Origin of the sequence: Neisseria shayeganii 871, assembly GCF_000226875.1 — a bacterium.
In the GTDB taxonomy this organism is placed as follows: domain Bacteria; phylum Pseudomonadota; class Gammaproteobacteria; order Burkholderiales; family Neisseriaceae; genus Eikenella; species Eikenella shayeganii.
In genome coordinates this window covers 1,204,095-1,216,138 of sequence record NZ_JH164926.1, presented here as the reverse complement: position 1 = coordinate 1,216,138, position 12,044 = coordinate 1,204,095, and the positions used below count along the sequence as shown (strand labels likewise).

Below are 12,044 nucleotides of genomic sequence, written 5' to 3'. Positions count from 1 at the left end.
TTAATGAAAGAACAGATTGCTTATGTGCGGCTCCAGTTGCGGGCGGCGTCCATATCGGCCCAGATGTGCTGCTGTAAGGTTTCGAGGCTGTCGAACTTCTGTTCGTCGCGCAGCTTGTGCAGAAAGTCCACCCGCAGCCGGCTGCCGTAAATCTGGCCGTTGAAGTCGAAAAGGTGGACTTCCAGTTTTTGTTTGGCGCTGCCGGAAACGGTGGGGTTGAGGCCGAAGCTGGCCACGCCGCGGCGGCTGCCGAAGGGGCCGTGGGCCTCCACTACAAATACGCCGCTGAGCGGATAGTGGTGCGGCGGCAGATGGATGTTGGCGGTGGGGCAGCCGAGGGTGCGGCCGAGCTTGGCGCCGTGCATCACGCGGCCGCTGAGGGAATAGGGGTGGCCGAGCAGGGCGGCGGCATCGGCCAAGCGGCCCTGATGCAGCGCCTGGCGCACGGCGGTGCTGCTGGCGCGGATGTTTTCCACCATCACGGAAGGGGTGCGTTCGGTTACCATATCGGCGCAGCTTTGCAGCAGGGTGAAATCGCCGCGGCGGCCGGCGCCGAAGCGGAAGTCGTCGCCGATGAGCAGGTAGCGGGTGTCGAGGCGGCGGCGCAGCAGTTGGCCGATAAAGTCTTCCGCGCTCAGCGCGGCCAGCGCCTGATTGAAACGCAGCACCCAAACCGCATCCAGGCAGCCGGTGTCGCGCAACAGGCGCAGTTTGTCGCGCAGCGGGCTGAGGCGGAAGGGCGGCGGGGTGTGGTTGCAGCGGCTGAAAAATTCCTGCGGCTGCGGTTCGAACACCACGGCCACGGCGGGCAGCCCGCGCGCCTGCGCTTCGTGTTTCAGGCGTTGGAAAATGTGGCGGTGGCCGAGGTGGACGCCGTCGAAATTGCCGATGGTGACGGCGCTGCCGTGCGGGTGCGGCCAAGAAGTGTGGTTGCCGAAGCGGATAATCATGGCAAAGTGGCGGGCAAAAAAGGGCGTATTGTAAACCCTGTGTGGAGGAGAAACCAGCTTTGGAGGGGTGGGGCATCTATTTTGCTGCGCCCGCACAATCATTTAGCGATCAGCGGGCTGCCGCAGAAATGGCTGCCTGCTGCCGAATTAGCCGTTGCAGTGCGTGGGTTTTCTTGTACAATAGCCGCCGATTTTTACAAAACTAAACGTGCAGGCCGTCTGCCGTCCGATTGAGCAGGCCCTTGGCCGTTGCCGATAAAACACAACGAAACAAAGGAAAATCCCATCATGATTGCAGAATTCTTCCAACAGAATTTCCCCATCATTTACGAATACCGCGAGATGTTCTTCAAGGGCGCGCTGACCGCCCTGGGCCTGACCGTGGTGGCGGTGGTGTTCGGCACCATTCTGGGTCTGATCAATGCCCTGATCCGGGTGATTAAAGTGGAGCAGGGCAATTTCTTTACCCGCGCGGTGGTGTGGGTGCTCAAGCAGCTTTCCTGGCTCTACCTCACCCTCTTTCGCGGCACGCCGCTGTTTATCCAGATTTTTATTTGGTACCACATTTGGTCGCCCTTTGTGGTGCACCCGCAGCACGGCCTGTTGATCAGCGGCGACACCGCGGCTTATCTGCGCCAGAACTATGCCGCCCTGATTGCCGGCGGTTTGGCTTTGTCGGTGAATGCCGGCGCCTACATCACCGAAATTTTCCGCGCCGGCATCCAGTCGATCGACCGCGGCCAAATGGAAGCGGCCCGCTCGCTGGGCATGAGCTATGTGCAGGCCATGCGCTACATCATCCTGCCGCAGGCGGTGCGCCGCATGCTGCCGCCGTTCGGCAACGAATTCATCACTCTGCTGAAAGACAGCTCGCTGGTGTCGGCCATTGCCGTGGCCGAGCTGGCCTATGTGGCGAAAAGCGCCTCCGGCCGCTACTCGGTGTATGAAGAGCCGTATTACTTCATCGCGCTGGTGTATCTGGTAATGATCATGGGCCTTACCGCGCTGCTCTCTTGGTTGGAGAAGAAATACAGCGTCAGCCACGAGCGTTGATTTGGCCGAGCAAACAAACACAGGCTACCTGAAACCTTTCAGGTAGCCTGTGTTTTGCCCGCGCTTGGCGGCGGACGGTTTCGGTTACAATCCGCTTTTCTTTAATTTCCCCGTTTCCCTGCCATGCTCAGCTACCGCCATGCCTTCCATGCCGGCAACCACGCCGATGTGCTCAAACACCTGACGCTGTTTTTGGTGTTGCGCTACTTCAATCAAAAAGACAAACCCTATTGGTATATCGACACCCACAGCGGCGCGGGTTTGTATGATTTATCGGCACCGCAGGCGCAGAAAGTGGGTGAATACCGCGCGGGCATCGGCCGTTTGCGGGATGCCGCTGCGCTGCCCGAACCCTTGGCGGCGTTTTGGGCGTATGTGCAGGCGGTATTGCCGCAGCCGGACACCTATTGCGGCTCGCCTTGGTTGGCCAAGCATTTGCTGCGCGAAAGCGACCGTTTGCGCCTGTTTGAGCTGCATCCGGCCGATGCCGCCCTGCTGAAGCAGAATATGGCCGGCGACCGCCGCATCGTGGTGCAGCAGGCCGACGGTTATGCCGGGCTGACGGCGCTGTTGCCGCCGCCCACGCGCCGCGCGGTGGTGCTGGTGGACCCGCCTTATGAGCAGAAACAGGATTACGCACGGGTGGTGCAGGCCCTGCAGGCGGCGCGCAAGCGGTTTGCCAACGGCTGCTATTTGTTGTGGTATCCCTGTTTGTCGCGTGAGGAAAGCCTGAACCTGCCGGCCGTGCTGCAAAAAAGCGGCGCGGAAAACTGGCTGCGGGCGGAACTGCATGTGCATGCGCCGCGTGCCGACGGTTTCGGCATGCACGGCAGCGGCATGTGGGTGGTCAATCCGCCCTATGTGCTGCACGACCAACTGCAGGCGGCGCTGCCGCTGTTGGCCGAACGTTTGGCGCAAGATAACGGCGCACGCTATCTGCTGGAACGGCAGGCGGTGTGAGGCAGGGAGGGTTGTCAGCTAGCCTTCGGCAGACGGGGGTATCGGAGGGGAAGATGATTGGGCGCGTGTTCAAACGGATAGTGTTCGGCTTGTTGCTGTTGCCGCTGCTGTATGCGGCGGCGGCTTGGGTGTCGGCCTATATTACGGTGTCGGCGGCGGTGCCGGCGCCGGAGGCGGGCGAAGGGGAAACGGTGTATCTGCTCAGCAACGGCGTGCACATCAACATCGCCGTGCCGGTGCGCAACCGCCATTTCGATTGGGCGGGCTACCTGAAACGGCCGGCCTGGCGCGAACAGCCTTATGTGTACATCGGCTGGGGCAGCCGCACGTTTTATACCCAAGTGCCGCAGTGGTCGGATTTGACGCCGCAAACCGCGCTGCGTGCCTTGGCTTTCGACGACAGCGCTTTGCAGGTGTGGGCCGGTGAGGCACCGCCGCCGTCTCCCGCCAGCCGGGCCATCCGCCTCAGTGCCGCGCAATACCGTTTGCTGGCGGCCGATTTGGCGGCGCAGTTCGACGGCACGCGCCCGCTGCGGGATTATCCCGATTTTTATCCGGCGCACGGACGCTACCAGCCTTGGCTGACCTGTAACGAATGGATGCGCCAACGGCTGTACCGCATCGGCGTGCCCGTGCCTTTGTGGTCGCCTTTCGACCGCCCGCTGCTGTCGGCACGTTAGGCGCGCGCCCGGCAGGCCGGGCAACAGGCTACCTGAAAAGGTTTCAGGTAGCCTGTTTCGTGTAAATGCCAATTTACATTTCAAGCATGGCATATCCGCCATGCCGCCTTTACAATAACGGCTTTGTTTGCGGCCCGCTCGGGCGGCACCGTTGTCTGTTGGAAGTTACCCATGAAAAACCGCGTCAAACACATCCATTTCGTCGGCATCGGCGGTTCCGGCATGTGCGGCCTGGCCGAAGTGCTGCACAATCTGAACTACACCGTTTCCGGCTCCGACCAGTCTGAAAGCGCCGTCACGCGGCATTTGGCGGGCTTGGGCATCCGGGTGTTTGCTGGCCACGCCGCCGAACATATTGCCGGCGCCGATGTGGTGGTGACCTCCACCGCGGTGCAGCAGGACAACCCCGAAGTGGCGGCGGCGTTGGCGGCCAAGGTGCCGGTGATTCCGCGCGCGCTGATGTTGGCCGAGTTGATGCGTTTCCGCGAAGGCATTGCGATTGCGGGCACCCACGGCAAAACCACCACCACCAGCCTGACCGCTTCCATTCTGGCGGCAGGCGGTTTGGACCCCACTTTTGTGATCGGCGGCAAACTGACCGCCGCCGGCACCAATGCCCAGCTCGGCGGCGGCGAATACATCGTGGCCGAGGCCGACGAATCCGATGCTTCGTTTCTGTATCTGACGCCGGTGATGTCGGTGGTGACCAATATCGATACCGACCACATGGACACCTACGGCCACAGCGTGGACAAGCTGCACCAGGCCTTTGTGGAATTCATCCACCGTATGCCGTTTTACGGCAAGGCGTTTTTGTGCATCGACAGCGAACACGTGCGCGCCATTCTGCCGCAGGTGAAAAAGCCGTTCGCCACCTACGGTTTGGAAGACAGCGCCGATATTTACGCCACTGATGTGCGCAGCGAAGGCGCACAGATGTGTTTCACCGTCCATGTGAAAGACGGCAGCGTGGCGCCGTTTGCAGTGCGCCTGAATTTCCCCGGCCGCCACAATGTGCTCAACGCCTTGGCGGCTATCGGCGTGGCTTTGGAATGCGAAGTGCCGGTGGAGGCGATTCAGTGCGGCTTGGCGGATTTCGGCGGCGTGGGCCGTCGTTTCCAAAGCTACGGCGACATCGCGCTGCCCGGAGGCGGCTCGGCTTTGGTGATCGACGATTACGGCCACCATCCGGTGGAAATGGCCGCCACACTGGCGGCCGCCCGCGGCGCGTATCCCGACAAACGCTTGGTGCTGGCCTTCCAACCGCACCGCTACACCCGTACCCGCGATTTGTTCGACGATTTCGTGAATGTGCTGAATACCGCCGACAGCGTGGTGCTGACCGATGTGTATGCCGCCGGCGAAGCCCCGATTCCGCATGCCGACAGCCCGGCTTTGGCTCAGGTGTTGCGCCATCAGCGCGGCAAGCTGGAAACCGTGTATTGCGGCGGCGTAAACGAGTTGGCGCCCACCCTGCTGCAGATTCTGAAAGACGGCGATCTGCTGTTGAACATGGGTGCGGGCAGCATCAACAAAGTGCCGCAGGCCCTGATTGATTTGAGCGGCCGCCCCAAATGAGCGACTTCCTGAGCCGGCGGCAGGCGGCGAGAGCCCGCGCGGCATCGTTTTGGCAGGCATGGCAGCAGGCCGGCGTGCCGTGGCATGCGCTCTCTGCCGGCGAGCTGGCCAGGGAAGGCAACCGTTTGCTGCACGGTTATTTTCCCGAGGTATCCCTGCAGGTTGCAGACGAAGATGCTGCCGGTCAAGCGTTTCAGGTAGCCTTAAGCAGCGCCAACAAGATTTCGCCGATGGCCGATGCCGTTTTATTGGCGGAAGCGGCGCCTCCCTTGCCTTTTGCGCTTCAGGCACTGCTGCGCCGCCGTCCGCCGGCCGGTTTGGCGCAGCGCCGCTCGGCCTTCGGCGGTGCAGATGTGCGCGGCAGCCAGCTTCAGGTAGCCTGTTCGGTGGGCGGTGGCGGCTTGCTGGTGTTGGCGGTGCGGGTGGAAAACGGTTTGCCGCCCACCCACCGCGGCCAACATGTGGCGGTGTGGCAGCTGCTGGCCGACGCCTTGGGCCAGTGGGATTTGAATGTGAAAGTGGAGGCCATCGAGCTGGTGGCCGAAATGCCTGCCGGGGCGGTGCCGCTGGCCGAGTTGCCGGCGGTGTTTGACGCGATGTGGCGCCAAGATTTGGGCCGCAACGGGGTGTATCCGTGGGCCAAGCATGATTATTCTGTGTATGAAGGGCAAAGAGCGGGCGGTTTGCGGCCGCCGGTGCTGTTGCGTAACGAGTCGGCCGCCGCCCTGCTCGGCCGGGCCGATATGGCTTGGTGTGTCAGCCTCAGCTGCGAGGTGTATGACGAGATGAGTTTGGCTTGGACGGCGGAAATCGAATCTGCTTTCGGTGCTGCGGTCGGCCGTGACGGGCAAGGCATTGTGACCACGGCGTACACCGATTTGGTGGAGGGCGCTTATCAGGTGTGCGGCATGGCATCGTCCCCGGAGGCGGCCTTGGCGGCAGCAGAGGAAATCGCCGATCGTTATGTGCGCCTGAATGCGCGTGCGGCCTGTGAGTTCGACCCTTCCTGGCGGCATTACCGTTTTTAAGTTTTGGCGTGTTTGTTGGTATTGTCTATTGCCGTCTTTTCATATTTAATAGCCGTAACATCATCATTAATAAAAATAAAATTCAGAACCACATCAAGGTTGTCTGAAACCAAAGAAAAGCCGCCGTTTTGGCGGCCGATGCGATAGGAGAACGTAAGATGGAGGCGCTAAGGAGATCGGTTGCCGGCCGACGGAAAGCTTGGCCGGCAGAACAGGGAGACGCAAGCCGCTTGGCGCAGTGGCAAGCCAATGCCCGGGCTTTTTGGGCGGATTGGCAGCAAGAGTCACCAGCCTGGCGCGGCATGGATGCCGGGTGCTTTGTACATGCCGCCAACACCGTTTTGCAGCGGCATTGCCGCCGGGTGCTGCTGGAATTGGAGGGGGAGGCAGACGGTTCGGATGATGCCTGTTTGGTATTCACCGCCAACGGAGACTTGGCGCATTTTCCGCAAGTGCAGGCCTTGTTGGATAGCGCTCCGCCAACGGCTTACTGCGTGCGCGGCTTTCGTCGGCGTGCGGCCGGATCGGGCCGGGAGTTGCTTATCCGCATGGCCGGTTTGTCATTGGAAACGGCCGATATTTGGGTGCGCTGCACCGAACGCCGGGAACGGGTGGCTTTGCAAGTAGCGTTTGCGAAACACATAGATACCGCCATGTGGGCGCATGCCAAGAATATGACCTTGGTGCTGCTGGATCATGTGGTGGGTGAATGGGATGCGGCGGTGAAGATCGGTGCGGTGGATTTTTCTGCGGATCCTGCTGCCGATGCGGTGCCGCTTTACGGGCTGCCTGAACAGCTGGATGCCTTATGGCGCGGCTGGGGCCGCAACGGCCTGTATCCGCCACCCGCTTGGCGATATGCCGGCTATCGGGCTGAAGCGGACGAGACAGCCGGGCTGGATGCGATGGACTTTGTGCGCAACGAATCAGCCGCTGCTTTGTTTGGTCGGGCAGACATGGCCTGGTGTGTATCGCTGTCTTGCCGTTTGGACGACAGGGCGGCGGCCGAGAGCTTGACGCAAGCGTTTTATGCGGAGGCGCAAGTGCGGCAAAACGGCATTGGTACGCTGGAGCGGACTGATGCATGTGGTCTGCGTACGGTGTATGCGGTAACGGCAGAGTCGGCAGCGTTGCTGGCGAAGGCCAGGGTGCTGTGCGCCCGCTTCAGGCGGATCGGTGCGGTGTGTGGCTGTGAATACGATCCGACTTGGGCGCACTACCGCATCTTGCCTTAGTACGTGCCGTCACCAAGCGTTGCTGCGTTATCCGCAGAGGATAAGCAACAGATTGGCAAGGTGCCCGCTTTATGCGTACCGCGCTTGGGATTTGAGGTGTTGTTTCGGCAAACTGCTGCGCCAGAAGAAGATACACAGGCTTTCAGGCGGCAGACTGGGACGGGGTTTGCCTCAGGCAGCCTTGCCGTGCGGCAGGCTACCTGAATAGGATTTGGGTATTTTAGATAAATTTAAGGCAGATAAGTGTGGCTTGGCGTGCCGCAACGGATTGAGGAAGTAATGATGCAGAATTTCGGCAAAGTGGCGGTTTTGTACGGCGGTTTTTCCGCCGAGCGTGAAGTGTCGCTTAAAAGCGGGAAGGCGGTGCTGGCGGCCTTGCGCAGCAAAGGCGTGGATGCCTACGGCTTCGACCCCAAAGAGCAGGACATCTGGCAGCTGAAGGCGCAGGGCTTTCAGGTAGCCTTCAATGTGCTGCACGGCACTTACGGCGAAGACGGCACGGTGCAGGCGGTATTGGATGCCTTGGGCATTCCCTACACCGGTTGCGGCGTGGCGGCTTCCGCCTTGGGTATGGACAAATACCGCACCAAGCTGGTGTGGCTGGCTTTGGGTTTGCCGGTGCCGGAGTTTGCTGTGTTGCGCGAAGACAGCGACTTTGCCGCAGTCGAGCAGCAATTGGGCCTGCCTCTGTTTGTGAAGCCCTCTACTGAGGGCAGCAGCGTCGGCGTGGTGAAAGTGAAAGAAGCCGGCCGCCTGCCCGCCGTGTTGGATGAGGTGAAACATCTGCACGGCGAGATTTTGGCCGAGCGCTGCATCGACGGCGGCGAATACACTTGTGCCATATTGGGGCAGGATGCGCTGCCGAGCATCCGCATCATTCCGGCCAACGAGTTTTACGATTACGAAGCCAAATACCACCGTGACGACACGGTGTACCAGTGCCCGAGCGATTTGGAGGCCGATCAGGAAGCGGAAATCCGCCGCTTGGCCAAGGCCGCATTTGATGCGGTGGGCGGCAAAGGCTGGGGACGGGTGGACTTTTTGAAAGACCGCAACGGCAAACTTTATCTGTTGGAAATCAATACCGTGCCCGGCATGACCGACCACAGCCTGGTGCCGAAGGCAGCGGCGCAGGCCGGTTGGGATTTTGCCGATTTATGCCTTGAAATTTTGCGCCATGCGACTGTGGGATAACGCCGGTGCGCTCAAGCGCATCAACAACGGCTTATATGTGCTGGTGGTGCTCAGCCTGTTGGCCGCAGCCGTGGTGTGGATGATGAATTCGCCGTATTTTCCGATCAAATCGGTTAAAATCGACGGCCAGTTGCAACGCTTGGATGCCGCCCAACTCCAGCAGACCGCTCAGCGGCACATCCGCGGTAATATTTTTAAAGCCGATTTGCATGCCGCACGCGAAGCGTTTGAAGCCCTTCCTTGGGTGGCTGAGGTGGAGATCCGCCGTATGTGGCCGGATACCGTTCAGATCCAGGTAAGCGAGCGTCAGCCGGTGGCGCGGTGGGAAGGCGGCGGCTTGGTGGACAGTGAGGGCAGGGCCTTTGATGCGCCCACCGACGAGCCGTTTCCGGTGTTCTCGGGTGCCACCGGGGCGCGCAAAATCATGGTGGAAGAATACGACCGCTTTCGCGCCATTTTGGAACCGACCGGCTTGAAAATCGAGCGTTTGGATTACGGGCAGCGCGCCGCACGCACGCTCACGCTGGACAACGGCTTGGTGTTGCGCTTAGGGCGTTTGGACGCGGAGAGCCGTTTGCGCCGTTTCGTACAGGCCTGGCATGAGGTGCTGCACAGCCGTGCCGACAGCGTGCGCTATGTGGACCTGCGTTATAAAGACGGGTTTGCTGTACGCTACCGTAGCGGTGAGGAAACGCCGGCGGTACCGGAGCAGGCGGCATCGGCCGCACACCCACACGGCGATGCCGAGCCCTGAGGCGGCATCGGGCCTGAGCGGCCCGGGCGGCAAACATAACGGATTAGTGGAAGTGGAATAGGAAAATTATGGCAAAAGAAAAACAGTTGGTGGGGGCGCTGGACATCGGTACTTCCAAGGTCATCGCGCTGATCGGCGAAGTGCAGGACGACAATGAGGTTCATATCATCGGTTTGGGGCAGGCTCCTTCGCACGGCCTGAAGGCGGGCATGGTGACCAATATCGACGCCACCGCCCAAGCGATTACCCAAGCGGTGGAGGAAGCGCAGTTGATGGCGGACTGCCAGATCGACAGCGTCATCACCGGTATTGCCGGCAACCACATCCGCAGCATGAATTCGCAAGGCGTGGTGAAAATCAAAGAGGGCGAAGTGATGCAGGCCGACATCGACCGCGCCATCGAAACCGCCAAGGCGGTCAATATTCCGCCGGACCACCAAATTCTGCACACTGTGGTACAGGAATACATCATCGATAACCAGCCCGGCGTGAAAGAACCGATCGGCATGAGCGGCGTGCGTTTGGATACGCGCATCCACATTGTTACCGGTGCGGTGACAGCGATGCAGAATATCCAGAAATGCGTGGAACGCTGCGGCCTGCACATCGACAACATCATGCTGCAACCCTTGGCCAGCGGGCAGGCGGTGCTGACCGAAGACGAAAAAGAGTTGGGCGTGTGCGTGATCGACATCGGTGGCGGCACCACCGACATTGCGGTTTACACCAACGGCGCCATCCGCCACACCGCTGTGATTCCGGTGGCGGGCGATTTGATTACCAAGGACTTGGCCCAAGCCCTGCGCACCCCTTATAGCGCTGCCGAATACATCAAAATCCATCACGGCGTGGCCTTGGCCAGCGGCGAAGGTTTGGACGAAATGGTGGAGGTGCCCAGCGTGGGCGACCGCAGCCCGCGTCAGATTTCGCGCCGCGTATTGGCCAGCGTGATCGGTCCGCGGGTGGAGGAGATTTTGGAATTGACCCTGAACGAATTGCGCCGTTCCGGCTTTCCCGAAGAAGTGCTGACTTCCGGCGTGGTGCTGACCGGCGGCGCATCTTTATTGTCCGGCGTGGTGGATTTGGCCGAGGAGGTGTTCAACCTGCCCGCCCGTATCGGCGTGCCGCAGGAAATGGGCGGTTTGTCTGAGCGCATCCGCAATCCGCGCTACGCCACCGCCATCGGCCTGCTGCAAACCGCAGTCGAGCAGCGCAACGTGCACGGCTACCATCTGAGCCGTCCGGAAACCGGTGATTCGATCTTCCGCCGGCTGATTGATCTGGTGAAAAACAATTTTTGATTTTCCGTAAAATTTCCACACAAATACAGGCCGGAACGATATAATGCGGGCGTTTTTACGTTTTCAGGTAGCCTTCGGCAAGGTGCAATAAGGAGTATTCAATGCAATTGGTTTATGACGTTGTCGAATCGGCAACCAGCCCTGCGGTCATTAAAGTAATCGGAATCGGCGGCGGCGGCTGCAATGCCATCAACAATATGATTGACAACACCGTTCAAGGTGTCGAATTCATCAGTGCCAATACCGATGCCCAATCCCTGCAAGGCAACAAAGCTCCCAAACGCATCCAGTTGGGCACCAACCTGACCAAAGGTTTGGGTGCGGGAGCCAACCCCGAAGTCGGCCGCAACGCGGCTTTGGAAGAGCGTGAAACCATCGCCGAAGCCATTCAAGGCGCCAATATGCTGTTCATCACCACCGGTATGGGCGGCGGCACCGGCACCGGCGCCGCTCCCGTGGTGGCCGAAATCGCCCGCGAAATGGGTATTCTTACCGTAGCGGTGGTCACCCGCCCCTTCGAGCACGAAGGCAAGCGTATCAACATCGCCAAAGAAGGCTTGGAAACCCTGAAAAACCAAGTGGATTCCTTGATTGTGATCCCCAATGACAAGCTGATGAGCGCTTTGGGCGAAGACGTCACCGTGCGCCAAGCCTTCCGCGCTGCCGACAATGTGCTGCGCAACGCGGTAGCTGGCATCACCGAAGTGGTGACCTGCCCCGGCATGATCAACTTGGACTTTGCCGACGTGAAAAACGTGATGGGCATCATGGGCATGGCGATGATGGGTTCCGGTCAGGCGCACGGCATCGACCGCGCCCGTTTGGCCACCGAGCAGGCGATTGCCAGCCCGCTGCTCGACAATGTGACTTTGGAGGGCGCGCGCGGCGTTTTGGTGAACATTACCACCGCGCCGGAATGCCTGACCATGAAAGAGTATAAGGAAATCATGTCGGTGGTGAGCGAGTATGCCCATCCAGATGCCGAACTGAAATACGGCACGGCGGAGGATGCCTCTATGGAAGAGGGCGAAATCCGTGTCACCATCATCGCCACCGGTTTGAAAGAACAGGGCGAGCATGCGCAACACAACAATCTGCGCATGGTGAAAGCCGCCCAAGCCACCGGCACCGATGGCGGATTCCCCGAAATCGACAGCGTGATCCGTTCCGGCCGCAGCGCCCGTACTCTGAACTTGGCTGCTGCCGATTTTGCCAACCAATCTGTGCTGGATGATTTTGAAATTCCTGCGGTCATCCGCCGTCAAGCCGATTAATGCCTGCTTGGGCTTGACCAACAAAAAACCTGCCGTT

The 12,044-nt window shown here is 60.3% G+C and carries 11 protein-coding genes; 10 read left to right on the top strand and 1 reads right to left on the bottom strand.

Features of this window, described 5'->3' with window-relative positions; genetic code table 11:
- Positions 1-20: 20 nt before the first annotated feature.
- Positions 21-950, bottom strand: coding sequence for a bifunctional riboflavin kinase/FAD synthetase (ribF, locus tag HMPREF9371_RS05505; protein ID WP_040660229.1), 930 nt, complete (start codon positions 948-950; stop codon positions 21-23).
- A gap of 288 nt (positions 951-1,238) precedes the next feature.
- Between ribF and HMPREF9371_RS05500 the strand changes: the two genes are divergently transcribed.
- The 10 genes from HMPREF9371_RS05500 (at position 1,239) to ftsZ (ending at position 12,007) form a co-directional block, all read left to right on the top strand.
- Positions 1,239-2,003, top strand: coding sequence for an amino acid ABC transporter permease (locus HMPREF9371_RS05500; RefSeq protein WP_009118981.1), 765 nt, complete (start codon positions 1,239-1,241; stop codon positions 2,001-2,003).
- A gap of 123 nt (positions 2,004-2,126) precedes the next feature.
- Positions 2,127-2,963: a 23S rRNA (adenine(2030)-N(6))-methyltransferase RlmJ gene (locus HMPREF9371_RS05495; protein ID WP_009118980.1), complete on the top strand. Its 837-nt coding sequence runs from the start codon at positions 2,127-2,129 to the stop codon at positions 2,961-2,963.
- Between the two features lie 53 nt (positions 2,964-3,016).
- Positions 3,017-3,643, top strand: a complete 627-nt coding sequence (locus HMPREF9371_RS05490) for a DUF2459 domain-containing protein (RefSeq protein WP_040660227.1) — start codon at positions 3,017-3,019, stop codon at positions 3,641-3,643.
- Positions 3,644-3,814: 171 nt separating this feature from the next.
- Positions 3,815-5,221, top strand: a complete 1,407-nt coding sequence (gene murC, locus HMPREF9371_RS05485; RefSeq protein WP_009118978.1) for a UDP-N-acetylmuramate--L-alanine ligase — start codon at positions 3,815-3,817, stop codon at positions 5,219-5,221.
- The gene (locus HMPREF9371_RS05480) at positions 5,218-6,249 is read left to right on the top strand and encodes a hypothetical protein (RefSeq protein ID WP_009118977.1); all 1,032 of its coding nucleotides are present in this window, start codon (positions 5,218-5,220) and stop codon (positions 6,247-6,249) included. Before murC ends, HMPREF9371_RS05480 begins: the two co-directional genes overlap by 4 nt.
- A gap of 230 nt (positions 6,250-6,479) precedes the next feature.
- On the top strand, positions 6,480-7,484 hold the full coding sequence (locus HMPREF9371_RS05475; protein ID WP_040660225.1) for a hypothetical protein: 1,005 nt from the start codon (positions 6,480-6,482) through the stop codon (positions 7,482-7,484).
- Positions 7,485-7,766: 282 nt separating this feature from the next.
- Complete coding sequence (locus tag HMPREF9371_RS05470) at positions 7,767-8,678, top strand: D-alanine--D-alanine ligase (protein ID WP_040660223.1); 912 nt, start codon at positions 7,767-7,769, stop codon at positions 8,676-8,678.
- Positions 8,662-9,432, top strand: coding sequence for a cell division protein FtsQ/DivIB (locus HMPREF9371_RS05465; RefSeq protein ID WP_009118974.1), 771 nt, complete (start codon positions 8,662-8,664; stop codon positions 9,430-9,432). Before HMPREF9371_RS05470 ends, HMPREF9371_RS05465 begins: the two co-directional genes overlap by 17 nt.
- A gap of 68 nt (positions 9,433-9,500) precedes the next feature.
- Positions 9,501-10,733, top strand: a complete 1,233-nt coding sequence (gene ftsA / locus HMPREF9371_RS05460) for a cell division protein FtsA (protein ID WP_009118973.1) — start codon at positions 9,501-9,503, stop codon at positions 10,731-10,733.
- A gap of 101 nt (positions 10,734-10,834) precedes the next feature.
- Positions 10,835-12,007, top strand: a complete 1,173-nt coding sequence (gene ftsZ, locus HMPREF9371_RS05455; protein ID WP_009118972.1) for a cell division protein FtsZ — start codon at positions 10,835-10,837, stop codon at positions 12,005-12,007.
- The last annotated feature ends 37 nt before the right edge of the window (positions 12,008-12,044 follow it).